The sequence below is a fragment of the Psychrobacter sp. PAMC 21119 genome, assembly GCF_000247495.1.
GTDB lineage: Bacteria > Pseudomonadota > Gammaproteobacteria > Pseudomonadales > Moraxellaceae > Psychrobacter > Psychrobacter glaciei.
The window spans coordinates 371586-396612 of record NZ_AHVZ01000011.1; the positions used below are offsets into that span (position 1 = coordinate 371586).

General features: G+C 43.5%; 20 protein-coding genes. 13 read left to right on the plus strand and 7 right to left on the minus strand.

Features of this window, described 5'->3' with window-relative positions; genetic code table 11:
• Positions 1-243 precede the first annotated feature (243 nt).
• From RH96_RS05420 to RH96_RS05435, 4 genes are all read left to right on the plus strand, one after another.
• Positions 244-1644, plus strand: coding sequence for a 3-oxoacyl-ACP reductase (locus tag RH96_RS05420; RefSeq protein ID WP_010198208.1), 1401 nt, complete (start codon positions 244-246; stop codon positions 1642-1644).
• Positions 1645-2050: 406 nt separating this feature from the next.
• Positions 2051-2965, plus strand: a complete 915-nt coding sequence (locus tag RH96_RS05425) for a MaoC family dehydratase (protein WP_010198211.1) — start codon at positions 2051-2053, stop codon at positions 2963-2965.
• An 80-nt stretch (positions 2966-3045) separates the two neighbouring features.
• Positions 3046-3570 (plus strand): beta-lactamase hydrolase domain-containing protein, encoded by a 525-nt coding sequence (locus RH96_RS05430; protein WP_010198213.1) that lies wholly within the window; start codon positions 3046-3048, stop codon positions 3568-3570.
• A 170-nt stretch (positions 3571-3740) separates the two neighbouring features.
• A complete protein-coding gene (locus RH96_RS05435) occupies positions 3741-5156 on the plus strand; it encodes a serine hydrolase (protein ID WP_010198214.1) in 1416 nt (471 codons plus the stop codon).
• Positions 5157-5171: 15 nt separating this feature from the next.
• Here the strand turns inward: RH96_RS05435 and RH96_RS05440 are convergent, their stop codons facing one another.
• The 3 genes from RH96_RS05440 to RH96_RS05450 all read right to left on the minus strand — a co-directional run bounded on the left by RH96_RS05440 (position 5172) and on the right by RH96_RS05450 (position 9527).
• Entirely contained in the window at positions 5172-6419 is a 1248-nt protein-coding gene (locus RH96_RS05440; protein WP_010198223.1) for a cation:proton antiporter, read from the minus strand.
• A gap of 228 nt (positions 6420-6647) precedes the next feature.
• Positions 6648-8534, minus strand: a complete 1887-nt coding sequence (ilvD, locus tag RH96_RS05445) for a dihydroxy-acid dehydratase (RefSeq protein WP_010198224.1) — start codon at positions 8532-8534, stop codon at positions 6648-6650.
• Positions 8535-8714: 180 nt separating this feature from the next.
• Positions 8715-9527 (minus strand): hypothetical protein, encoded by an 813-nt coding sequence (locus RH96_RS05450; RefSeq protein ID WP_010198226.1) that lies wholly within the window; start codon positions 9525-9527, stop codon positions 8715-8717.
• 345 nt (positions 9528-9872) lie between these two features.
• Between RH96_RS05450 and RH96_RS05455 the strand changes: the two genes are divergently transcribed.
• The 3 genes from RH96_RS05455 (at position 9873) to dusB (ending at position 13787) form a co-directional block, all read left to right on the plus strand.
• Entirely contained in the window at positions 9873-10316 is a 444-nt protein-coding gene (locus RH96_RS05455) for an HIT family protein (RefSeq protein WP_010198228.1), read from the plus strand.
• 253 nt (positions 10317-10569) lie between these two features.
• A complete protein-coding gene (locus RH96_RS05460; protein WP_010198241.1) occupies positions 10570-12615 on the plus strand; it encodes a BCCT family transporter in 2046 nt (681 codons plus the stop codon).
• Between the two features lie 134 nt (positions 12616-12749).
• Positions 12750-13787 (plus strand): tRNA dihydrouridine synthase DusB, encoded by a 1038-nt coding sequence (gene dusB, locus RH96_RS05465; protein WP_010198243.1) that lies wholly within the window; start codon positions 12750-12752, stop codon positions 13785-13787.
• A 32-nt stretch (positions 13788-13819) separates the two neighbouring features.
• Here dusB and RH96_RS05470 read toward each other — a convergent pair whose 3' ends face one another.
• Complete coding sequence (locus RH96_RS05470) at positions 13820-14209, minus strand: DUF1622 domain-containing protein (RefSeq protein WP_010198245.1); 390 nt, start codon at positions 14207-14209, stop codon at positions 13820-13822.
• Positions 14210-15006: 797 nt separating this feature from the next.
• Between RH96_RS05470 and RH96_RS05475 the strand changes: the two genes are divergently transcribed.
• The 5 genes from RH96_RS05475 (at position 15007) to RH96_RS05495 (ending at position 20699) form a co-directional block, all read left to right on the plus strand.
• Positions 15007-15894, plus strand: coding sequence for an SDR family NAD(P)-dependent oxidoreductase (locus RH96_RS05475; RefSeq protein WP_010198253.1), 888 nt, complete (start codon positions 15007-15009; stop codon positions 15892-15894).
• Positions 15895-16699: 805 nt separating this feature from the next.
• The gene (locus RH96_RS05480; RefSeq protein WP_010198257.1) at positions 16700-17752 is read left to right on the plus strand and encodes a DUF1852 domain-containing protein; all 1053 of its coding nucleotides are present in this window, start codon (positions 16700-16702) and stop codon (positions 17750-17752) included.
• Positions 17753-17980: 228 nt separating this feature from the next.
• The gene (locus RH96_RS05485) at positions 17981-19009 is read left to right on the plus strand and encodes a methionine synthase (protein ID WP_010198274.1); all 1029 of its coding nucleotides are present in this window, start codon (positions 17981-17983) and stop codon (positions 19007-19009) included.
• A 153-nt stretch (positions 19010-19162) separates the two neighbouring features.
• Positions 19163-19666: a flavin reductase gene (locus RH96_RS05490; RefSeq protein ID WP_010198276.1), complete on the plus strand. Its 504-nt coding sequence runs from the start codon at positions 19163-19165 to the stop codon at positions 19664-19666.
• A 217-nt stretch (positions 19667-19883) separates the two neighbouring features.
• Complete coding sequence (locus tag RH96_RS05495) at positions 19884-20699, plus strand: sulfite exporter TauE/SafE family protein (RefSeq protein ID WP_010198281.1); 816 nt, start codon at positions 19884-19886, stop codon at positions 20697-20699.
• A gap of 87 nt (positions 20700-20786) precedes the next feature.
• Here RH96_RS05495 and RH96_RS05500 read toward each other — a convergent pair whose 3' ends face one another.
• The 3 genes from RH96_RS05500 to lipB form a co-directional block, all read right to left on the minus strand.
• Complete coding sequence (locus RH96_RS05500) at positions 20787-21251, minus strand: hypothetical protein (protein ID WP_010198284.1); 465 nt, start codon at positions 21249-21251, stop codon at positions 20787-20789.
• Positions 21252-21413: 162 nt separating this feature from the next.
• A complete protein-coding gene (locus RH96_RS05505) occupies positions 21414-21944 on the minus strand; it encodes an inorganic diphosphatase (protein ID WP_010198287.1) in 531 nt (176 codons plus the stop codon).
• Between the two features lie 207 nt (positions 21945-22151).
• Positions 22152-23003, minus strand: a complete 852-nt coding sequence (gene lipB / locus RH96_RS05510; RefSeq protein WP_010198289.1) for a lipoyl(octanoyl) transferase LipB — start codon at positions 23001-23003, stop codon at positions 22152-22154.
• A 473-nt stretch (positions 23004-23476) separates the two neighbouring features.
• On the opposite strand from lipB, the gene RH96_RS05515 reads away from it, so the two are divergent.
• Positions 23477-24940, plus strand: a complete 1464-nt coding sequence (locus tag RH96_RS05515; protein ID WP_010198292.1) for a coniferyl aldehyde dehydrogenase — start codon at positions 23477-23479, stop codon at positions 24938-24940.
• Positions 24941-25027 lie beyond the last annotated feature (87 nt).

The following is a 25027-nucleotide window of genomic DNA, read 5'->3' on the forward strand; positions in this document are numbered from 1 at the left end:
TCTAAAAAAAGAGACTGTCTTGTATACTGGCTTGTCTACAGATTGTTATAGACATTGTTGGCTTTTGGACTTGTTTACCATGTGAGTGTATAGTTAAGGCAGTTTTGTACCCATTCACTAAATATAAATAATTATGATGCTAATGAGTCTTTATACTTGTTGGTGTTTGTATGAGTGATTATAAAAGACAAATTTCATTTTTCATTTACTCTTATCTTAACCTTTCGTTATAGGAATTATATTATGTCAGACCGTTATGGTGATTTTGTTCAGTCTTCTATTGGTAAAAAAGTCGCAAAAAACCTAGGCTTGCCTATGCCAGTAGAGCTTGACCGTTTTGATAGTGGCCAGCCTTTGGTACGCGGTAGCGTCTTGGTTGGTCGTGCTAATGGCGATGATAAAAGTGTAAGTGCTTCTGTTGCACGTATCTTGTCAGATGTACATGCTGATGTGTATGTAAACAGTAGTGATGACATCAAAGATGCGCTCTCTGATGCGGGTGTTGAAGCCAAAGCCAATACGGGCGGCGATGATAAGTTTAAAGTATTGCTTTTTGATGCCAGTAATATCAGCAATGCCGATCAGCTCAAAGAAGTTTATGAGTTTTTCCATACGGTTGCTCGCCGCGTAGAACAATCAGGTCGAGTAATCATCGTTGGCCGTACGCCAGAAAACTTGACTGACATCGAAGCAGCATTGGCACAACGTGCGCTTGAAGGCTTTGTAAAGTCGGTTGGTAAAGAGTTTAAGCGCGGCGTTACCGCACAACTTATCTACGTTGAAGAAGGCGCAGAGCAAAACTTAGACTCAACCTTGCGCTTTTTCACGTCAGCTCGCTCAGCTTATGTGTCGGGACAAGTGGTACGTGTCAGCACAGGTGATAACGTTGATGTCGATTGGACACAGCCTCTAGGCGGCAAGACCATGTTAGTCACTGGTGCAAGCCGCGGTATTGGCGAAGCCATCGCGCGTGTATTGGCTCGTGAAGGCGCTCATGTTATTTGTCTTGATGTCCCGCAGCAGCAAGCTGACTTGCAAAAAGTCGCTAGCGAAATCAGTGGTTCTGTATTGACCGTTGACATCACCAGTGCTGATGCAGGCAAAGAAATCGCAGAAGCGGCGCAAAATCGTGGCGGTCTAGATTCCATTATCCATAATGCTGGCGTGACGCGCGATAAGACCTTGGCAAAAATGGATGAGAAAAAGTGGGACATGGTCATTAATATCAACTTAGGCAGTATCGCTAAGCTGAACCGCTATTTACTTGATAATGATGTCCTAAAAGACAATGCGCGCATCGTTTGCGTCTCATCAATTTCAGGTATCGCTGGTAACATGGGTCAGACCAACTACGCGACTTCGAAAGCGGGTGTGATTGGTTTGGTTGATGCCACGGCTAAGCAACTAGAAGACAATGCTAAAGGCATGACGATCAACGCTGTTGCCCCAGGATTTATCGAAACTCAAATGACAGAAGCCATCCCATTTGCTATTCGTGAAGCGGGTCGCCGTATGAACTCAATGAGCCAAGGCGGCTTACCAGTTGACGTTGCTGAAACCATCGCATGGTTTGCATCTCCTGCTTCTGGCGGTCTAAATGGCAACGTGGTACGTGTTTGTGGTCAAAGCTTGCTGGGTGCATAGCCTTGAGTACATAGTCTTAGTTTATTTGTGGGTATAGGTGATAAAGTTGCTTACAGTAAATATATAATATAACGTATTACTTTTTATTTACCTCACATATGCTTACGAAAAAATTGCTGATAAATTGTAATAAAGCTGCCCAAGGGTGGCTTTTTTATGATAAAAACACAGGAACCATAAGCCAAATTGTTTTTCGTAGTGATAAGTGCCTATACTGTTCATGAGAATAGCTATGAGACTGGCTATCAATGTATCAATGTATCAATGTATCAATGTATCAATGTGCTAATTGATGACAGGCTCCAGTACTTGTAAAAAACATCGTTCAATAATAGGCTTAATCAACGACTTCATAGCATTTTAATATGCATTAAAAAATCAGCTTGAGCCACACTTAGGATTTATTATGTCAGACAAACATTATGATGCGTTGCCAAAAGCGCATACGACTTACGCCAATATTGTGAAAAGCCTATTGCCTATTGGTAATAGTGACAAAATCAGTAAAGATCAACTGCCGCAAGCGACCTATTATGTGGATGACCTGCACATTGATCAGGGCAATCTAAATGATTATCGTAAGATTTGCGGTTTTGCCGATAATGGCAAAGTGCCCATTACTTATTTTTCAGTGCTGTCACAGTCGCTGCAAATGAACATGATGGTCAAAGAGCCATTTCCGTTTGCTATGCTAGGTCTAGTACACGTGGATAATAGCGTGACTCAGTATCGTCCTATTGGTGAGCGTGAGACTGTCGCTATGTCGGTCGCCTTTGATAACTTGCGTGACCATGCACAAGGTCAACAGTTTGACTTCGTGACGACGATCAAGTCAGAGGAAGAAATCATCTGGGAAGGGACGTCAACGTATCTGTCCCGTAGTAAAAAATCAGACAGCAGCAAAGATAAAAAAAGTACCCCGCGTCCAGTAACGGTGAAGCCAGAAGTGAACGCAGACGGTGTGCATAGCATCTTTGAAGTGCCAGAAGATATCGGTCGTCGTTATGCCTTTGTTTCAGGTGACTTTAATCTTATCCATTTGCATCCGCTATCCGCGCGCGCGTTTGGCTTTCCTAAAGCGATCGCTCATGGTATGTGGTCAAAGGCCAAGTGCCTTGCCATGATGGACGAGCTACCTGATGCTTGTACGGTTGACGTGTCATTTAAATTGCCTATCTTTTTACCCGCTGAAGTAGAGCTTATCGCTGAGCCAGTAGCGCAGCTTGACAATGCAGACGATACTTGTGAATTTGGTTTATATAGCTCTAAAAATGATAAGCCGCATTTGGCTGGTGTCGTTAAATTGCACAATAACCATTAATGAGCCGTTGGTAAAATGACCATCAGTGACCCAAACAGCTTTTATCTCAATAGCCCAATCTAACGAACAAATTTATAATTATGACTTCACATACAGCAGCAATAAATGCAGATCAACCTAATAGCCCAGCAGTTATTGATAATAACGTTCTAGATAATGGTATCGATCTCGCCACTATGTTTGACCCTTACTTTCGTCCTGATGCAAACACCATTGTGTGCGGTGCGCTCGATGAGGAAAAAGTAGCGGCTTTGGCCGAAGCTGGGGTTGAGCTGGTCATTAACTTGCAGCCCGACGACGAGTTGAGCTTTGATGAAGCAGCAGCAGTCGCGCAAGCTGGCATGCATTATGAGCATTTGCCTATCAACGGTGTTGCAGACTTAAAGCAGCTTAAAATATTGGCATTTGATAATATTTTACGCCAACATCATGGCAAAAAAATAGCCATGCATTGTGGCTCTGGTAATCGAGTAGGGGCAGCCATTGCTCTGCGTGCAGGATGGCTTCGTGGGCGTAAAATGGACACTGCCATGGAGCGTGGTCGCAGCCATGGCTTGACGAAGCTTGAAGACGAAGTTTATAAGCGTTTGCTAGTACCGCGCTAAGACATAAAGATGATAAAGTGTTATTGAGCAGCACTGAGTAACAAAAAGGCGACCAATAGGTGGCCTTTTTTATGAGCAAATAGATGCTCAATATTAAGGCACTGAGGGATTTTTAAGACTTTGGCGTTTTTTTGACACTTAGCAATTATAAAAAATGGAGCAGGAAAACCATGACTGACAACAATAAAAAAATCAATCAGAATCTCGATCAGCAAATCGATGGCGAGTTTCAGAAACGCATGCAGCAATTATTGACTGATTTACAGCTTGACGATGCGCCCGCTGGCGGTGCTGTGGTTGTCTATCAGGACGGTAAATGTATCGCTCAGGCGCGCGTGGGCATGGCTCGTCCGGACATGTCATGGCAGCCTAGCACCTTGGCGATTAACTTTTCTACTGGTAAAGGCGTATTGGCAACGCTGGTGCATGTGTTGGTTTCGCGGCAGCTGCTTGCTTATGATGAGCCGATTGCCAGCTATTGGCCAGCCTTTGCTGCCCAGCATAAAAGTGCTGTTACGCTACGCAATGTTATGTCGCATCAAGCCAATTTGTTTTCTATTCAGAGTATTGACGCAGACAGCGAAGCGTTGCTCGATTGGCAATTGATGCTCAGCAAAATTGCCGCAATGTCAGTCACTGCACCTGAAGATGCGGAGTTATATGACAGCGCTTACAGTGCTTTAGTTTATGGCTGGGTATTAGGCGGCGTCATAGAAGCCGTCACTGAGATGTCATTGGCTGAGGCGTTGCGTCATTATCTGACTGAACCATTGGGTATAGCCGACAGTTGTTATTTCGGTGTACCCGATAGCAAAGTCGATCAAGTGGCGATGCTGGCCAAAAACTTTGGCGGGTCAAATGAGGACAGCTCACAGTTAGGTAATAGGCGTCATAAACCTACGATCAAAGCAGACTCACCAGAGACCCTACAAACTTATGCAAATTTGCCCAGTTATGGGTGTTGGCAGCAGCAAACATTAGCAAATAAAGAAACGGCAAACACAAGTCAGGATGATGAGAAAAATAACTTACCTACATTAGACACCGCTCGTATCAATGGTTTATATTTCAATACGAGCAAGCTTAATCTAAGAAATTATAAATCGGCACTCATACCCGCCAATAAACAACCTATTGACTATTACCAGCGCCAGACACTACAGGCAGCCATTCCAGCAGCCAATGGTGTTGCCTCAGCGCAGGCACTGGCCACCATCTATGCGATGTTGGCTAATGGAGGGAAATGGCAGGGACGCACGCTTATTGATAGTGCCACTTTCGAGCAACTATCGACGCCGCAAGTCACAGGACTAGATGCCGTCATGCCAGCGAATATGGATTGGCGCTTGGGTTATCATCGACTATTTAGCATTTGCCAAAATGTAGACAATGACATGTCAAAGGCAAACCAGCAAGGATTTGGGCATATGGGTTATAACGGTTCAGTGGCTTGGTGTGACCCTGCACAGCAATTGTCCTTTGCTTTTATTCATAACTTTGATACCACGATGCTCAATGATGTGCGTCAGTTTGCTCTAACGGAAGCCGTGCTTAGCTTAGTCGATTCGAAGCTTTCAAAGCGCTAGACAGTTTTATTAAGGTTAATGTGATTTATTGGGCGCTATTTTGAGAAGTCTTGTGGCGCTAAGACCATGGATAAAAATTGAAGCCAAAATCACAATCGAACAGACGACCCATAATTTGAGCGCATCTTCCTCGCCGAAAAAACCTTGATTGAGCGCGTAAGACAAATAATATAATGTGCCAATACCACGAATCCCCAATGCAGAGATGGCATACTTTTCGGCGTGTGGGAGATTCAGACCTGACAAGGCAATAAACCCACCGATGGGTCGTATCAACAATAAAAAAGTGAAGCTAACAATGTAAACACGCCATGTCAGCTCAACACCTGACTGCAATCCTTGACCAAGAAACATACCGAAAGCAACCAGCACTAGCGACATGAGCAAACCTTCTGACTGTTCTGCAAAATCATGGAGCTTGTGGTGATAACTGTGTTTATGCTCTGAACGCCGGAAGGCAAAAGCCGCGACAAATACAGCAATAAAACCATAACTATGTATAAATTCTGCTGACCCATATGCCACTAGTGTTAGAGCGATAACCACATAACCTTGAGAAATGGTCGTTTCGTGGCTGTGCTTTGAAAACACCAATTTTGCCAATAGTTTACCGACAACAATACCCACCACCAAGCCTGCGCCAATTTTCCACAGCACATCATGAGTAAACCACGACCAGAGCATCTCACCTGTAAAACGCTGACCTTCGCTAAAAGCCTCTGCTATCTTAATGGCCAAATAAACGAATGGAAATGCCAATCCATCATTCAATCCGGCCTCTGAGGTCAAGGTAAAGCGCGGCGTATCTTCACCGCCCGTATTTGGAGGTCCCACTTGAATACTAGAGGCCAGCACGGGATCGGTCGGTGCCAATACAGCGCCTAGCAAGATTGCCGCGCCCATACTTAGACCAAAGGCATAATACCCCAACACTGCCATAGCAAAGATGCCAATCGGCATGGTGATAAGTAACAAGCGTACGGTAGGGCGCCATAGTTTCCAAGACAGCTCAGTATCAATCTTAATACCGGCACCAACCAAAGAAACCAATATCACAATTTCAGTCAATTTCTCGACGATTAAACCGTTATCAAGTGGGTTCAAGAATGACAATGTCGTCCACGAATACCCCATGAGCAGGCCAAAGCTGACCTGTAGCATAGGTAAAGAGATGGGTGTCCGCTTAAAAATAATAGGAAACAGCGCCCCTAATAAAAAGGCGATGCCGCAGACCAATAAAAATAAGTTGTAGTTTTCAATCATAACGTTCAATACGTCCCAATTATCTTGATCTAAAACGACCTGTATGAATGATAAACAGAGTCGCCATCACCAAGCCTTATCATGACGTTAAAAATTTTTTATTACCGCAAAAAAACGTTATTGAAACGTCTGCTACGTTGTTTTTTGGTGAAAAAAAAGCCTGCATCGCGCAGGCTTAGGATAATGCTAATAAATATGTCTTAAAAACGGGCCACTAAGATTTTTGGCTTAACGCTCAACTTGACTCACATCACGTACCGCGCCAGTATCGGCACTGGTGGTCATTGCCGCATAAGCGCGTAGGGCAGGAGAAACATGGCGCTCACGGCTGACGGGTTTCCATGCATCGCGGCCACGAGCTTCCATGACTTCGCGGCGAGCGGCCAATTCTGCATCGCTTACCTGCATATTGATAGTACGGTTAGGGATGTCAATATGGATGGTATCACCTTCTTCAACCAGACCAATTGCACCGCCTTCAGCTGCTTCAGGGCTGGCATGACCGATCGAAAGGCCTGATGTGCCACCAGAGAAACGACCGTCAGTCAGTAGCGCACACTCTTTACCCAAGCCTTTAGACTTAAGATAAGTCGTTGGATAGAGCATCTCTTGCATACCAGGGCCACCTTTTGGACCTTCGTATCGAATGATGACCACATCGCCTGCAACGATATCGTCAGCCAATACCGCCGCGACGGCATCATCTTGTGACTCAAAGAGTCGCGCGCGACCGGTAAATACTAAGATGCTTTCGTCAACGCCAGCGGTCTTGACCACACAGCCACGCTCAGCGATATTACCGTACAGTACTGCAAGGCCGCCATCTGCTGAATAGGCATGTTGGGCACTGCGAATGCAACCTGACTCGCGGTTGACGTCAAGGTTTGACCATTCTTTTGACTGTGAGAAGGCTTCAGTGGTGCGTACGCCACCAGGTGCTGCTATATAGCGTGCGCGTGCCTCAAGATTGTCAGGATTCATAATATCCCATTTATCAATCGCTTCTTTCATCGTCGCACTATGGATGGTCGGCAAGTCAGTTTTCAGTAACCCTGCACGATCAAGCTCGGCCAACAAGGCAAAGACACCGCCAGCACGATGCACATCTTCCATATGGTATTTTTGAGAAGCAGGAGCGACTTTTGCAAGACAAGGGACACCGCGGCTTAAGCGGTCAATATCATGCATTTTAAAGTCGATTTCTGCTTCATTAGCAGCAGCTAACAGATGCAAAATAGTATTGGTCGAACCACCCATGGCGATATCCAAGGTCATCGCATTTTCGAAAGCGGCTTTGCTGGCGATAGAGCGCGGCAATACGGAATCATCATCTTGCTCATAACGGCGCTTGGCAAGCGAGACAATAGTGCGCCCCGCTTCTAAGAACAGCTCACGACGTAGTGAATGAGTCGCCAATAGCGAGCCATTACCGGGTAATGCCAGTCCTAACGCTTCGGTCAAGCAGTTCATCGAGTTGGCAGTGAACATACCCGAGCATGAGCCACAAGTGGGGCAAGCTGAGGCTTCAATCGCGGCGACATCTTCATCACTAATGCTGTCATCAGCGGCATCCATCATCGCATCGACAAGGTCAAGCTTACGAACCGCACTGCCGTTACTGTCTTCATTATTGTGACTTTTACCAACCGTACTGGCTAGAATTTTGCCCGCTTCCATCGGGCCACCTGAAATAAATACCACTGGAATATTAAGGCGCATGGCAGCCATCAACATACCCGGAGTGATCTTGTCGCAGTTAGAGATACATACCAAGGCATCTGCGCAGTGAGCATTGACCATGTATTCAACAGAATCCGCAATCAAGTCGCGACTCGGCAGTGAATACAACATACCGCTATGACCCATCGCAATACCGTCATCGACAGCAATTGTATTGAACTCTTTTGCCACGCCGCCTGCTTGCTCAATCTCACGAGCGACCATTTGCCCCAAGTCTTTTAGATGCACATGACCAGGTACAAACTGGGTGAAGGAGTTGGCAACGGCAATAATTGGCTTGCCAAAATCGCCATCAGTCATACCTGTTGCACGCCATAGGGCACGTGCACCTGCCATATTACGACCACCAGTAGAGGTTTTTGAGCGATAATCCATGTGATATTCCTTACAAATAAGCGAGATTTATTAACGTGTGCAGCATCAGCTTTGATGCGGATAGTGTGCTTTTTATGCAGAGTGAGTACTAGTGAATAATACTAATTCGTTACCATACCATTAGCTATGAATAACTGAAAATAATGCATAGACAATCATAAAGGAGTTGTGGTTAAAACACTACTCAAGGCGTTCTAAAATTGCCGTATCAAACCATGGTAGCTCGGCTTTATCCGCTTCTAATTTGGCAATGACAGTTAATGCATGAGAGGCTAGTAGTTGTTGATAGTCAGCGCTAGCTTCAATAGTCAGTAGTGGCTCTTCAGTATTGCCTTGCTCATCGATACTCATTAAAGTTTGCTTGTCGTTTTTATATAGAACATCAACGCGACCAAAAAACTGCCAGTCTTTAAAAGCGGCTGTCATCGCGTCTTCTGCATCTTTGGTATATATTTGCTGCGTCTCTTTGCCCGTATTGGTCCAATGTAGACGTACGGCTAATTGCAGTGCCTCACTAAAGACCACCAACGAGCCAATCACTTTGACATGCCAAGGACTGGACAATAAATCATTAGAAATATCTAAGAGAGTCGCGGCCTCAGCAGCAGTCATGGGTGTGTTAAATTGAGCAAGTAAGGTAGGTGTCAGCGGATGCGTCTGTTTAATAGCGTCATCCAAGCTATCATAGTGATATAAGAACGGCAATGGTAAGTCTTGCGTGACCGTCTTTTTGCTAATTTTGCAATTATGAATACGCCAGCTAATGGTGGTATCTGTTAAAGCCTCTGCCAAGACAATCGTATTTGGATTTATCTTTAGGAGATTATTATTTTGAGTGTCACTTTGATCGCTACTGACAACAGCAACTTGTTTATCGTTTGCAGATGTAGGCGCATCTGTGTTGTCGTTGAGGTTATGAGCTAATAGCGTATCTGTGTCATGCGATGTGGTGGTATTGTCTGATAATTGAGTCGGCAAGGCAGTCAAATTCATAACTCCAGCGTTAGCAAAATAGGGGGTTAATATAACATTTAATAGTGGATACTCGCCAATAAATTAGCGTGTTTGAATGGTCTGTCAGTACAAAAATAAATTTGATTTTTTCACTTATAGTCAGTGAAAAGTAATATCGATACATGACGCACTGCTGATATCAATTTTTCTTGCTTGCTGTGCCTGTGCAGACAGAGGCTACAAAAAATTAATATCAGCAGTATCGTCGCGTTTTTGGGGTATTTTGACTCTATCTGCTGCTTGTACTTAACCCACATTTCGTCCACTATGTTGCAGATGACATATTCACTACTCAAAATCATAAAATAACCAAAAGGAATGATAATGACTGAAGTTAACCAACAAGCTGATTATGACGATAACAACATTTTTGCCAAAATGCTAAACGGTGATATCCCATATCACAAGGTTTATGAAGATGATAAAACCCTCGCTTTTATGGATATCATGCCGCAAGCAGAAGGGCATGTATTGGTCATCCCTAAGCAAAAAGCGGTTGATTTGGCTGATCTTGAACCTGATTATGCCGCTGCAATACTAATGACATCCAAAAAGGTCATGCAGGCGCAGCGCCAAGTGTTTGAGCGTGAGGGCGTTATTCAGATGCAGTTGAATGGATCACAAGCAGGTCAAACAGTGTTTCATTATCATGTGCACCTGATTCCATCGAGCATTCATGAGTTGGGACGCCATGCAGTGACGCAAGCAGATCATGAAAAACTGGCGGAAATTGCCAAGCAACTTGCGGCAGTGATTGCTGCTCAATAATATATGTCTTTAACGAAGAAGTTTTGAGATTCCCAGAATAGATAAAAAGGTCGCTAACAAGCGGCCTTTTTTGTTGCTTGGTAATAGTCATGTAACAATCGTTAAAGTAATGTTACAAGATAAGGGCTTAACTGGGGTTCAGGCAAAGAGTGTGATACAAATTATATTTTGTTAGGCATATCTGTTTCGTATTGCTTCTACGAATAACCTTTTCATAAAATAAAGCTGTATTAATTTGAGGATATCACTTTTTATGAGTAAATTACCTCGCTCTACTATCTTACTGCCAGTGTTTGTACCGGCTGCTGTCATCATGATTTTATTGGTGGTTGGTACTGCTGCAAATCCTGAAGCGGCGGGCGCACTATTCAGCACTGTTTTGACATTCACCACCAATACTTTTGGTTGGTTTTATATGTTGGCAGTCGCGCTGTTTTTAATGTTTATTATCGCACTGGCATTTTCATCTTATGGCACTATCAAGCTTGGGCCTGATCATGCTGAGGCTGAATATAAATTCCTTGAATGGTTTGCCATGCTGTTTTCGGCAGGTTACGGCATTGCCTTATTATTCTTTGGTGTGGCCGAGCCAGTCATGCATTTTGCCAGCCCGCCATTGTCTGATCCGCAGACTATTGAGGCGGCAAAAGAAGCGATGCAGATTGCTTATTTTCATTGGGGTTTTCATATTTGGGCTATTTATGGGGTGGTAGGGCTATCGCTGGCGTATTTCTCTTTTCGTCATGGTTTGCCGTTGTCGATGCGTTCCACGTTATATCCTTTAATTGGCGACAAGATTTACGGTCCTATTGGTCATACTGTCGATGTGTTTGCAATTGTGGGTACACTGTTTGGTATCGCCACCAGCTTAGGGTTGTCAGTATCGCAAATTAACGCTGGCCTTAACTATCTGTTACCAGACCTCATTCCAGTTAATACCACCGTACAGGTCATTGCTATTGCATTGATTACCGCTGCTGCACTGGTCTCAGTGCTGGCAGGTATGGATAAAGGCGTCAAGCGGCTGTCTATATTGAATATGGTATTGGCGACTGCGCTGATGATTTTTGTGTTTGTCGTAGGGCCAACGGTCTTTATCTTAAATGCCTTTATGGAAAATACGGGTAGCTATTTGGGTAATATTGTCGAGCGCACCTTTAGCTTGCAAGCGTATGAAAACAGCGATTGGATTGGCAGCTGGACGTTGTTTATCTTTGCTTGGACAATCGCATGGGCACCTTTTGTTGGTTTGTTTATTGCCAAAATTAGCCGTGGTCGTACCATTCGTGAGTTTGTACTTGGTGTCATGCTAGTGCCAACGTTCTTCACTTTCTTTTGGTTTGCCGTATTTGGTGATACTGCATTGCATATGATTATGGTAGATGGTTATACCTCGTTAATTACTGAGGTACAAAACAACCAAGCGATTGCCTTGTTTAAACTGCTAGAAAACCTGCCTTTCACTGAGTTTGTGTCTTCATTAACCATACTACTAATCATTACCTTTTTTGTGACGTCGTCAGATTCAGGTTCACTGGTTATTGATTCGTTAGCAGCAGGCGGTCGAAGTGATACGCCATGGTGGCAGCGTACGTTTTGGGTAGTGACCGAAGGGGCGGTGGCAGCTGCGTTATTGCTTGCCGGTGGCCTAACAGCACTCCAAACGGCTTCTATCGTTAGTGCCTTACCTTTCGCGATTATTATATTGATATCGATGTTTGGCATGTGGCGTGCGTTACGTATCGAAGGACATCGTAACCAGAGCTTGGGTAATGACAGCAAACTACCACCGCACCTGCTTAAGCCATCAGCATGGCGCGATCGTATCGATTACATCACTGAGCAGCCAACCCGTGATAAGGTTTTAAACTATATCAAAGAGGTGATTATGCCCTCAATGGTAGAGGTGTCAGCCAAATTTGCAGAGACAGGCTGGACGACTGATGTCAATTATGATGCGGTCAATAATCGCGCCGTGCTTGAGCTGCATCGCGGTGATGATGTCGAGTTTTGGTATGAAGTGCGCCTATCTGAACATGATGCGCCGGATTACCATACTGAAAGTACAGCAGGTGAGTTGCCACAAGAGCATCATCATCGTGCTGAGGTTTATCTGCGCCGTGGTGGTCAGACCTATGATTTGTATGGCTATGAGACAGAGTCCGTCATCAACGATATTATTGATCAGTTTGAGAAATATTTGCACTTCCTAAATGTGTCACCGGACAGTTTGCCGTGGCGTATGCAAGAGCATGATGATGACATTACGTTGGAGCAGGGCAGTGTGTTTGATAAATAGTTGGTTTGGCGCTTAAAAACTGATGTTTATGGGTGCAAGTTATTCGAGTGAATCGCTTGCAATATGCGTATGAACCCTTAGAATAACGGCTTGATTTCATTGACCTGTTTTTATTAATAAGTAAGCCGTTATTTATGTCTATAGATATTTCAGTCTCTGAGACTCCGCAAACGCAGATTGTAAGCGATCATCCCTTATTGCAGCCGTTGAATATCGGCGGCTTGACGATTGAAAACCGTCTGATAGTTGCACCAATGGCAGGCGTGACAGACAATCCTTTTCGCCGACTGTGCAAATCGTTTGGCGCAGGTCATGCGGTCAGCGAAATGATCATCGCTGATACGGCGCTGTATGCGCGCAAAAAATCTCTGTATCGTGCCAACTTTGATAATGAAATTGCGCCTATCTCTGCGCAGATAGCAGGGGCTGAACCGGATAAATTGGCTCAAGCCGCTCGTTATCAAATTGATAATGGCGCGCAGATTATCGATATCAATATGGGCTGTCCTGCCAAAAAGGTTTGTCGCAAGCTGGCAGGTTCTGCATTGCTACAGGACGAAGATTTGGTCGCGCGTTTGCTAGATGCGGCTGTCAATGCGGTCGATGCACCCGTCACGCTAAAGACACGATTGGGTTTTGAGAATGGCCGTGAAAACATTTTGCGCGTTGCAAAGCGAGCAGAGCAAGCGGGCATTGCTGCCATTGCCATTCATGGACGTACGCGTGAGGATATGTATACGGGTGAGGCGCGTTACGAGCTTATACGCGAAGTTAAAGAAAGCATCAGCATTCCTGTCATCGCTAATGGTGATATCGATAGCGCGCAAAAAGCCCAGCGTGTCTATGAGTTGACGGGATGCGACGCTGTGATGATTGGGCGAGCCGCACAAGGTCAGCCATGGATATTTCGCGATATCGAGCATTTTTTGCGTACCGGCGAGAGTCTAGATGCACCCAGTGTCAGTGAGATAAAAGAGATTGTACTGGCGCATTTGCAAGAGCTATATGACTTTTATGGTGAATACTCCGGCTGCCGAATCGCCCGTAAGCATATTGCTTGGTATACCACGGGCATTCCAAACTCTAATGCCTTTCGTCAAGCAATGTATGGTGAAGAGAGCACCGCTGGGCAGTTCCGTGTGGTCGAGGCTTTTTTACAGGCTCATGAGTAAGGCATAAATAGCTATTGGCTATGAATCACTTATTACAACTCATCAGCATGTTCAGTCTTTGATGTTTTTTCAGGCACAGACTTGGAGTGTTGCCAAGGAAAGCGACCTTCTAGCTCGACTTGTAAAGATAAGCTTAAAAAAGTTCTAATGAGCACAATAAACCCCAGTACCAAAACACTACGCAGCGTAGGCTCTGTAACGACAGTAGCCATAATGTCAGCAGCAATGAGCACTTCAAGCCCTAATAAAATGGACTTGCCAACCGTCTGTCTGATCTCGACGTAGGTGTCATGGGTGAAACGACCTGTTGAACGAACGCCTCTATAAAAAGCATAAAGCAGTCCAAAGAACATAATAAGAACACCAATGACTTCAACGATTTTGGCAATGAAATCAATATAACGAGCCAGAATTTCTACCAAGGTGCGTTCTCCTTATGATGCGTAAATTGCAAAAACAATTATAGCCAAAAAGCTGGGAAAAATGAGATGTTAAATTTGCAGCCCTTTTACTGGGGAGTGTGCTCAATCTAAACGAAAACGCCTAAATGGGTTAAAAATAGCTAAATCTTGCCAAACATCGTCAAATATAGTCAAAGTATCCTAAAAACGCTACGGTATTGCTGATATCAATTTTTTGTAGCCTCTGTCTGCGCAGGCACAGCAAGCAAGAAAAATTGATGTCAGCAGTACGTGATGTATCGATATCGATTTTCACTGACTATAGCTGATGGATATCTCGATATTATCTACGCTAGCTTCCTTGTTTGGCTACCATTTACCTCATTTTCATCACTATTTTCAAAATGAGGACACACCCTAGTGGTTCGCAAAATTATTTTTATCAAATTTTACTGGTACTTTTTCGAGTAATTACAATGTAATTTTGGTATTCTAGAGCGGCACACTATTGGGAATATAGGGTCTGCTGAACATTCAAATGTGGAACTGGCAGTGTCTATTTTTTAGACAGTACGCCGTGAAATTTTTGACGCCTAGTCGTTCTAGGGTAGACAATTTCGCCATGTATTGGCAAAAAATAGCCTTGCCCTGAAAGGCTGATGCTAAAACCACCCCAAACGTTGTTGTAAACCTAGCTAAGGTATCGACAGTATCGTCGGTTTACGCCTGATTTGATAAAAGGTTTGGGGCAATTTTAGCGATCAGCAGTCCTAATATTTGAATGTTCAACAGACTCTAATAAACAAAAAGGATTTTTTATGGCTACTCCCTCAAAAAAGGCAATTAGTAAAGCGGTTAAAGACAAACATATCATCATTACTGGTGCTTCAAGCGGTATCGGTGAACGTACAGCCTTTTTGCTTAGTGAATGCGGCGCTCATGTCATTTTATTAGCACGTACCGAAGAGAAGCTAAAAATAGTAAAAGAAAATATTGAGGAACTTGGCGGCAAGGCCAGTTATTATCCTTGTGACTTGACAAATATGGATGAGATTGAAAAAGTCAGCGAGCAAATTTTGGCTGATTTTGGCCATATTGATGTATTGGTCAATAACGCTGGTCGTTCAATTCGGCGCTCGGTGCACGAATCTATTGATCGTTTCCATGATTTTGAGCGTACTATGGATATCAATTACTTTGGCGCTGTCAAAATAGTTCTTGGATTTTTGCCGACGATGATTGAACGTCAGACGGGTCAAATTGTTAATATTTCATCTATCGGTGTACTGGCAAACAGTCCGCGTTTTGCCGCCTATGTCGCCTCAAAATCGGCACTGGATGCCTTTAGTCGCTGCTTGGCTGCTGAAGTGAAAGGCGATAATGTCACGATTACCAATATCTTTATGCCATTGGTACGCACACCGATGATTGAGCCAACCAAGTTATACCGCTACATGCCTGCGCTGATGCCGGATGAAGCGGCAATGATGGTCGCAAAAGCGATTGTTCATAAACCAAACAGTATTGCCAGTAACATGGGTAAATTTGCATCTGCAACTTATTCGTTAGCACCAGCGATCAACGTTGGTATTCAATCGATAGGTTATCGTATTTTCCCAAGTACCCGCGCTGGACTGACTACCGATAAAAAGCCAAACCTTGCTCAGCGTGCCTTTGCCAGAATTCTTCCTGGTGAGCATCACTAGAATAGAGCTTTTATTAGCTCTGAATAATAAAAAAAGGATGCTGCGGTATCCTTTTTTAATGTCTTGAAAATAATAGTAGGCAAAGTAGGGGTATTTTTTAGCATTTCTATGTTGATGCTTCCTACTATTAAGATGAGATAAGATCATTATTTGTCGCCACATGCTTTTTATTACAGCTTATGGGGATTGAAATTCAGTATTTCTTTACTCTATAGTTGACTCAATATAAAAAAGATACGACAAATAGAACACCCAGCTAGTATAAATTTCCTCGCTTGCTGTGTGCTTTGCACTCCAGAGGCTTCGAAAAATTCATCCCAGCAGCAATGTGTTCTTTTGAAAGTGAATCTACTCTAGGGCGTGTCATTAATTAGCACATTTATATATTTAGTGGTCATAAAATGGCTAACTTTTGCTAAACATCGTCAGAAATTTTGCCAGTATGTTCATATGAACGGCTATTTCTTCCTTGTTTATCTACAATTTTTCTCATTTTAAGCCTCACAATCTAATTGATGACACGCCCTAGTCAATTTAGATCGCTTCTACACGTACATCAAGTCACGTTTTAGATACTCGCAGTTCATATATTTAAATGATTTGACAGGCTTAACTTTTTATTGAGTAAGCCATCAAAACCTCCGTTATCCAAATCTATTTCATGCCCTTAGAATTATTAACATGAATATTATTCATGTTATATTTAAATAGTATCGTTTTTATTCATGTAATGTTTTAGGTATGATTCATCCCATACAGAAATTCGGTTTTATCTCAGTTAATGAGATTAGGGTAGGGGATTACCATGAAGAAACAATTTACATATTCCATCTCAAGCATTCGTTTTGATGAAAACTATCAACCTGCAGACAGCACACGTCTGACGACGAATTTTGCAAATTTGGCGCGTGGCGAGAGTCGTCAAGAGAATTTGCGCAAGACATTAACCATGATAAACAATCGTTTCAACGATCTAGCGCATTGGGACAATCCGACAGCAGACCGCTATTCTGTCGAAGTTGATATCATTTCTGCCGACTTGGATATCGAAGGCAATGGTCATACCTTCCCAGTCATTGAGACCTTAAAAACAACGATCATCGATCATAAGGAAAACAAGCGTATTGAAGGTATGATCGGCAATAGCTTCTCCTCTTATGTGCGTGATTATGACTTTAGCATTGTGTTACCAGAACACTTTGCAAACCATCCAAAATCCGCGCCGCCAGAAGAGTTTGGCGATTTACATGGCAAACTGTTTCAACATTTATTGAACTCAGAGGCCTACCAAGCCAACTTTGATAAACAACCAGTGATTTGTCTGAGTGTGTCAAGCAGTAAAACCTATCATCGTACGGGCAATCAGCATCCTGTATTGGGGGCTGAATACAGACAAGATGGCGGCTCTTTGAACAAGGGGTCATTAACTGATGAGTACTTTTCCAAAATGGGCTTAGCAGTGCGCTATTTTATGCCTGCTGGTAGTGTGGCGCCTTTAGCATTTTATTTCGCGGGTGATTTGCTAAGTGATTACACTGACCTTGAGCTAATCAGTGCCATCAGTACTATGGAGACTTTTCAAAAGATTTATCGACCTGAAATTTACAATGCCAACTCGACCGCTGCTCAAGTGTATCAACCCAGCTTGAAGTACCAAGATTATTCACTAACGCAAATTGTGTATGATCGCGCGGAGCGCAGCCAGATGGCGGTGACACAAGGTAAGTTTACGGAAGATGAGTTCATCACACCGTATCAAGCTGTCCTTGATGAGTGGGCGGCAAACTATGTGGTGACAAGCGAGACTTTTCAAAAAGAAGCGGTGCAAAAACGCGCTGATGATAAACAAGCTGCCTAGGGCGTGTCCTCAATTCAACCGATAGCGGTCTAAATGGGCTAAAAGTGGTTAAATCTTGCCAAACATCGTCAATTAGCTAGGTAATATCTCGATATTATCTGCGCTATTTTCCTTGTTTGACTGCCATTTACCTCACTTTTATTCTCATTTTTAAAATGAGGACACGCCCTAGCATAATCTCACTGGACACCAAAATAAAAAAATAAACATTATAGAAGATTAAAAATTATGACATTATTATTACCGACATCGACAGCGGGTAGCTTACCAAAACCGTCTTGGCTCGCTGAACCTGAGAAAATTTGGTCACCTTGGGCATTAGAAGGCGAGCAACTGCTTGAAGCCAAACAAGATGCCTTACGTTTGACATTGCAAGAACAACAGCATGCTGGGATTGATATCGTCAGTGATGGTGAGCAGACCCGTCAGCATTTTGTGACTACCTTTATTGAACATCTGGATGGCGTCGATTTTGAGAATCGTAAAACCGTTAAAATCCGTGACCGCTATGAGGCAAGTGTACCATCAGTCGTTGGGGCGGTGAGCCGTCAAAAGCCAGTGTTTGTAGACGACGCTAAATTTTTACGGGCGCAAACCGATCAGCCCATCAAATGGGCGCTGCCAGGGCCTATGACGATGATTGATACGCTGTATGACGGTCATTATAAAAGCCGTGAAAAATTGGCTTGGGAATTTGCCAAAATTTTGAATCAAGAGGCGAGAGAGCTTGAGGCGGCTGGCGTGGATATTATCCAGTTTGATGAGCCTGCGTTTAATGTGTTCTTTGATGACGTCAATGACTGGGGTATTGCCACTTTAGAGCGCGCTATCGAAGGTCTAAAGTGCGAAACAGCGGTGCATATTTGCTACGGCTATGGTATCAAAGCCAATAATGATTGGAAAAAGACACTGGGTTCAGAGTGGCGTCAATATGAGCAAGCGTTTCCAAAATTGCAGCAGTCAAGCATTGATATCGTCTCACTTGAGTGCCAAAACTCGCACGTACCGATGGATTTGATTGAATTGATTCGCGGTAAAAAAGTAATGGTCGGCGCTATCGATGTGGCAACCAATACTATTGAAACCCCTGAAGAAGTAGCAGATACCCTACGCAAAGTCCTGCAATTCGTCGATGCAGACAAGCTCTATCCTTCGACCAACTGCGGCATGGCACCTTTGCCTCGCCAAGTAGCGCAAGGCAAGTTAAAAGCGTTGAGCGAGGGCGCGGCAATCATTCGTAAAGAGCTGAGCGCTTAGTTACTGGCTCGCACTTATCAATAGGTGGGATAGGTCTAATCAAGTTTGTTTATTCAGTTTGATTGAAATACTGTGGGTAGGCCATCAAGTAGTCTTAATGCCATTTAGAGATAAGTCATAGTCAAATTTGGGAGTTCAGCGATGAGTAAAGATATGATTGAAGCCACCGACTTTAGAGATGCCATGTCGCTATTGACGACTGCCGTTAATGTGGTTACCACAAAAGGTAGCTCTGGTATTCATGGGTTTACGGCATCTGCGGTATGTAGCGTCACAGACACACCGCCTACCTTGCTGGTCTGTATGAATCAGACCTCTCGCTCACATGGCTACTTTCTTGAAAACAAAACGTTGAGTGTCAATGTATTAGGTGCACATCATGAGCCAATATCTAATGCCTTTGCCTCCAAATTAGGTTCGGAAGAACGATTTAAACAGGGCGTTTGGACGCAATTAGCGACAGGTGCACCTGTTTTAGAGGATGCGCTGGTCAGTTTTGATTGTGAGATTGAGGATATTCAAGAAGTCGGCACGCACAGTGTCTTTATGTGCCGTGTGGTTGCCATCAAGCACGCCGTACCACAAGGTGGCGCTGATGAAAGTTTGGTGTATTTTAATCGTGCCTATCATCAAGTGGGTCAAACAGAAATTGCTTAAGCTGACTTTCTGACATTGATTATTTAATGGTCATCTAACTATAGTCAGCTCAATATAAAGAAAATACAGTAAAACTGGAATGAATTTTTTGTAGCCTCTGTCGGCGTAGGCACAGCAAGCTAGAAAAATTTGTACCAGTTTCACCTTGTCAGATAACGTATCCATTTTATTTAGCATCGACTATAAAACTATCCTTTAACCGAGAAGTAACTATCCCGTGGAAATACTCATTTTTTTAATAATTGGTGCGCTAGCAGGGTTTGCTGCAGGGCTATTTGGCGTGGGCGGTGGCACCATCATCGTACCACTATTATTTATCGTCTTTACCCAAATGGGCTACAGCCCTGACAATATCATGCATTTGGCGTTAGGGACATCACTAGCGACCATTATTGTCACCTCTATTAGCTCGCTCATGGCGCATAATAAAAAGGGCGCGGTCATGTGGCCGGTCTTTAAAAATCTCGCACCAGGTCTAGCGATTGGTTGCTTTTTGGGCGCGGGAATAGCAGGGCAAATATCTGGGCTATATCTTCAGCTTATCGTTGGCGTATTTTTGCTTTGGGTCGCCTATAAGATGTTTTTCGGTGGTAAAAAGCAGGTCGCTAGTCATTCTAATGATGCTAATCCAGAACTGCCGTCTAAGCCTAAACAATTAGCAGCAGGCGGGGTTATCGGTGTCGCTTCTGCCATTTTTGGTATCGGTGGTGGCAGCTTAACCGTCCCTTATCTCACGCGTTATGGCGTGGTCATGCAAAAAGCTGTCGGCACTTCAGCAGCGTGTGGATTGCCGATTGCTATTGCTGGTGCGCTAGGCTTTATGATTTTTGGCATGCAGCAGCAAGTAGATGTGCCTAATACTATTGGCTTTGTCCATATTTATGCTTTTTTAGGCATTAGTATCATGAGTTTTTTTACCGCAAAAGTAGGCGCGAAAGTTGCGCATATACTATCACCAGCATTACTAAAAAAATGTTTTGCCATTTTATTAACCGTAGTAGGGTTTTACTTCCTTTATAAAGGCCTGCTCTAAGTGCCGCTTATAAAGGAAATTAGTTAAGCAGCTGCCATGCATTAATACAAAATTCTATGGAAGGTATGACAATCTAATATTCTTTATTTAGCCAAATACTCGCCACAATATCCAGAACAATCCTGTCATGATGAAGATAATCATTAGCAACCGCTTTGCCCAATACGGTAAAAGCGGTTTTTTATAGCCCAAATCATTCAACTGGCTGTCGACACCTCGCTGTAGGCTTTTGAATCCTTGATCTGTTTGAGTGGTTTTCACACGGTTTTTTATTAAACGATCTGGTTCTTCCTCTGCTTGCTCTCTATCAAAACTGATCGCCTGATTAGGAATACCTTGCTTATTGGCAATAGTATTTAATTTCTGCTGTTGTTTTACCTTTAGTGCCGTCTCATAAGCATCGATTCTACTCTTTGCTTCATCCATACTGATGTTTTCATCGGCTGCCAATGTTTTGATCGCCATCACCAAATTGTTTTTTTCAATCATCATGATGATCGCTTTCGGCAACTTTGTATTGACTGGTTTTGCGCTAGGATCAGGATTAAACATGATTGTCCTTATTACAACATGAGAGTGTGAATAGGTCGTACGGTGGTTCATTATAACCATTTTCTATCAGCAAGATTCAAGCAAAAAAATACCGCAATCATAATAATGACTGCGGTATTTTAATAGTTATTTTTATCAGCATTTCTGCCAACCTGTGATAAATTATAGATCTTTCCAGCGTTGGATAGATTCTTTGATGACTTCTTTGGCTTCTGCAACATCACCCCAAGATTCAACCACAGTTGTACCTGGCTTTTTCAGATCTTTATAGTGACTGAAATGGAACTCTAATTGGTTGATTAGCTGCTTTGGCAGATCGGCTAGGCTGTTGTAAGCATTGCCTGTGTCACGGTCATCAGCAGGTACGACAACGATTTTGTCATCTACTTCGCCATCATCAACAAATTTCATAACGCCGATTACTTTGGCTTTTAAGAAAATGCCCGTCGGTAAAGGCTGCTCAGTCAGTAACAACACATCTAGCTCATCGCCATCTTCGTCAAGCGTTTGCGGGATAAAGCCATAGTTGCAAGGCTTAGCAAAAATCTGTGGATCAATACGATCAAGCTCAAATACGGCCAATTCGCGATTCCACTCAATTTTATGGCTGCTACCAGCAGGGATTTCTACTACTACGTTGATAATGCCGCCATCTACGTCGCCGGCGTCCAAAATTTTGTTAAAATCTGCCATAAAATGCTCCAATTTTCTTTTGTTTTAAGTGTTTGAATAATCAATGATAGTCAAAGGATTGAGCTGGACAAGCAGTAAGATTATTACTGTGCCCGATTTGTGCTGCATGCAATTATAGCAAGTTTGGTCTGAATTTTCTCATAATGCTTAAGTCTAAGCGGGCAAGATATTATGCAAAAAAAGATTATGCAAAATAGCCTCAGAAAATCACTTGGGTGCTATTGCTCGTAGCTCAATCAGTCCAGCATGACGGTTGGCAATATTATCAATAAGCTTTTGGGTCACTTGCTCATAGCTCAGGGAATTATGTATGTGCTGAGCTATTTGCGCCTCTGACTCTTTTTGTATGGTCAAAAAATCAGCCAAGCGTAGCATTTGCATGCCAGCGTAGCCGCAAGGATTGATGGCATTAAAAGCTGATAAGTCACAATTGATATTGAGTGCAATGCCATGATAGCTAAAACCATGCTTAATCTTAAAACCCAATGAGGCTATTTTTCCAAGCATGATTTTGTCATCCAAAGAAGTGTTCTGGGCTTCCGCATCATTATCAGCAACAGTATCAGTATCAGTATCTGCATATAAATAAACACCGGGTGCATCACGGCGAGCGTGGGCGCTGATATTATCACTGATAGATGACGATGAGTTCTGTAGACAGTCATTTACCATGTCCTCGATCGCTTGCTCTGCATGCGATACAAGATTGCGTACACTCCAACCTATACTGTCCAGATCAAATAACCAGTATACAACCAGCTGTCCATGACCATGCCAGGTCACCTGTCCACCGCGATCCGTCTTGATAATCGGGGTGTCAGTTCGTTGCAGGATATGTTCTTCTTTACCTGCTTGCCCAAGCGTGTAAACGTCGTTATGATCGACAATCCATAGCTCATCAGGCGTGCGTAAGCCTTGCTCTTTTTTGAGTGCGATACGCTCCAAGGTGCGCGCTAGCATAGCATCATGGGTAGAGACATAATCGGCGGCCGACAGCGATTTTGTAAGAAGGGTGTCGTGAGGAGAGGTATTGTGAGTCTGCTGCGTGACATTTTGCATAAGCGTGACTGTCTTATTGTTGTCTGGTGTAAAGTATTGGCGAATTTTGACTGGTGGCGAAAGTTCAATACACCCCAATGCTGAGTGTAGCAGTTTTTGTGATTGCCGCCCAAATTTTAATCGATACCTATAATTTTAATCGATACCTACTATAAAGCCTAAATATTATAGTCTCTTTAATTAAAGAGACTATAATTAAAGAGACCATAAAAGGCGAGATATTCTTAAAATGACGATTCAGCGTAGCTATTGTATTTATGACCGACACGTATCTTATACAAACCCAGCAGTCAATCAAAGACACTGTTCATTGCTCAGTCAATGCGCTACATTAAACAGCAACGAATGGAATCTTGTTAGTTTTTATAATGATATGCGCGTGTGCAGCTATTTCCACTAGCGCTTAAAGACAAATATAGAGTTATCAATCAAATATAGCGTGCTGACTCTAACGCTTATGACAAGGAAGATACATGACACACAATAATCAGAACACCAATAATCAGGCGCATACCAGTACCGATAAAGCGCTTAGTATTATGACTACTATCGATGAGATGCAAGCGCAGTTCTCTAGATTGCAAGCATTGAGCCGTGCTCAGCCAATAAATGATTGGGCGACACGGGAGACTCAATTAGACAACTTAGAGATGATGCTTAGCGATAACCAACACAAACTTGCTCAAGCGATTAGCGCAGATTTTGGCTATCGCAGTGAGTCTGAAACCCAATTTGCGGAGCTTGTTCCCAGTTTTACGGGTATCAGCCATGCCAAAAAGCATGGCAAAAAATGGATGAAAACACGTCGAGCTTCTATTTCAGCATTATATATGCCAGCTCATAACGAGATTCAGCCGCAGCCATTAGGTGTGGTTGGTATCATGGTGCCGTGGAACTATCCATTGTTCTTAGCCGTCGGGCCAATCATCGATGCACTCACAGCAGGCAATCGAATCATGGTTAAGATGAGTGAGTCAGCACCGCAGTTCGCGCAAGTGTTTGCAGATCTCATCGCTCATTACTTTTCGCCAGATATGGTTTGTGTTGTACTGGGCGAAGTAGATATCGCTGCCGCTTTTAGTAAGCTGCCTTTCGATCATCTATTGTATACCGGCTCTACTGAAGTAGGCAAAAAGGTCATGGCTGCTGCTGCGACTAATTTGACTCCAGTTACGTTGGAGCTTGGTGGTAAATCACCTGTTATCGTATTGGACGGCGCCAATTTAGAAGCGGCGGTCAATCGCGTGATGATGGGTAAAACGCTCAACGCTGGTCAAACTTGTATTGCCCCTGACTATGTCCTAATCCAGCGCAAAGATCACGAAGCGTTCATTGGTCTAGCAAAAGAGTGGATGCAAAATCATTATCCGAACATCAGCGAGAACCCAGATTACTCACGTATTATCAATGGTGAGCAGTTTAAGCGTATCAAGGGCTATTTAGATGGCGTCTCTAGTGAAAACGTTCATAAGATAACTGATGCAGACTATGATATCGAAACGCGGTTGATGCCACCAGTTATTATCAGTGAGCCTGCGCCCGATAGTGATGTGATGCAAAACGAGCTGTTTGCACCGATTCTGCCGTTGATGCACTATGATACGCTCGATGATGCGATAGACTTCATCAATGCTCGTCCGCGTCCATTAGCGCTTTATGTGTTTGGTGAGCGTAACAGCGACATAGAAAAAGTTCGTGACAACACGGTATCAGGCGGCTTGGCTATTAATGAAGTTATCTTGCATGTGGTGCAGCACGACTTACCATTTGGTGGGGTTGGGCACTCAGGGACAGGCGCGTACCATGGCAAAGCTGGCTTTGAGCGTTTAAGTCACATGAAACCGGTCTTTGTCCAAAACAAGCTCAACGGTATGAATTTACTATTGCCACCATATGGTGGGTTATTTAACAAAGCCATGGCATTTATGATGAAGTAAGTGTGATGAGATTACCTGTTTAATAACGATAGCATCTACGCAAGTAGGTGCTATTTTTTTTGTCCAAAATTTTTTTTTGATGATTAT

Excerpts from the sequence above, each read along its gene's own strand:
- RH96_RS05420 (WP_010198208.1), top strand. The coding sequence starts at position 244 with ATGTCAGACCGTTATGGTGATTTTGTTCAGTCTTCTATTGGTAAAAAA.
- RH96_RS05425 (WP_010198211.1), top strand. The coding sequence starts at position 2,051 with ATGTCAGACAAACATTATGATGCGTTGCCAAAAGCGCATACGACTTAC.
- RH96_RS05430 (WP_010198213.1), top strand. The coding sequence starts at position 3,046 with ATGACTTCACATACAGCAGCAATAAATGCAGATCAACCTAATAGCCCA.
- RH96_RS05435 (WP_010198214.1), top strand. The coding sequence starts at position 3,741 with ATGACTGACAACAATAAAAAAATCAATCAGAATCTCGATCAGCAAATC.
- RH96_RS05440 (WP_010198223.1), bottom strand. The coding sequence starts at position 6,419 with ATGATTGAAAACTACAACTTATTTTTATTGGTCTGCGGCATCGCCTTT.
- ilvD (WP_010198224.1), bottom strand. The coding sequence starts at position 8,534 with ATGGATTATCGCTCAAAAACCTCTACTGGTGGTCGTAATATGGCAGGT.
- RH96_RS05450 (WP_010198226.1), bottom strand. The coding sequence starts at position 9,527 with ATGAATTTGACTGCCTTGCCGACTCAATTATCAGACAATACCACCACA.
- RH96_RS05455 (WP_010198228.1), top strand. The coding sequence starts at position 9,873 with ATGACTGAAGTTAACCAACAAGCTGATTATGACGATAACAACATTTTT.
- RH96_RS05460 (WP_010198241.1), top strand. The coding sequence starts at position 10,570 with ATGAGTAAATTACCTCGCTCTACTATCTTACTGCCAGTGTTTGTACCG.
- dusB (WP_010198243.1), top strand. The coding sequence starts at position 12,750 with ATGTCTATAGATATTTCAGTCTCTGAGACTCCGCAAACGCAGATTGTA.
- RH96_RS05475 (WP_010198253.1), top strand. The coding sequence starts at position 15,007 with ATGGCTACTCCCTCAAAAAAGGCAATTAGTAAAGCGGTTAAAGACAAA.
- RH96_RS05480 (WP_010198257.1), top strand. The coding sequence starts at position 16,700 with ATGAAGAAACAATTTACATATTCCATCTCAAGCATTCGTTTTGATGAA.
- RH96_RS05485 (WP_010198274.1), top strand. The coding sequence starts at position 17,981 with ATGACATTATTATTACCGACATCGACAGCGGGTAGCTTACCAAAACCG.
- RH96_RS05490 (WP_010198276.1), top strand. The coding sequence starts at position 19,163 with ATGATTGAAGCCACCGACTTTAGAGATGCCATGTCGCTATTGACGACT.
- RH96_RS05500 (WP_010198284.1), bottom strand. The coding sequence starts at position 21,251 with ATGTTTAATCCTGATCCTAGCGCAAAACCAGTCAATACAAAGTTGCCG.
- RH96_RS05505 (WP_010198287.1), bottom strand. The coding sequence starts at position 21,944 with ATGGCAGATTTTAACAAAATTTTGGACGCCGGCGACGTAGATGGCGGC.
- lipB (WP_010198289.1), bottom strand. The coding sequence starts at position 23,003 with ATGCAAAATGTCACGCAGCAGACTCACAATACCTCTCCTCACGACACC.
- RH96_RS05515 (WP_010198292.1), top strand. The coding sequence starts at position 23,477 with ATGACACACAATAATCAGAACACCAATAATCAGGCGCATACCAGTACC.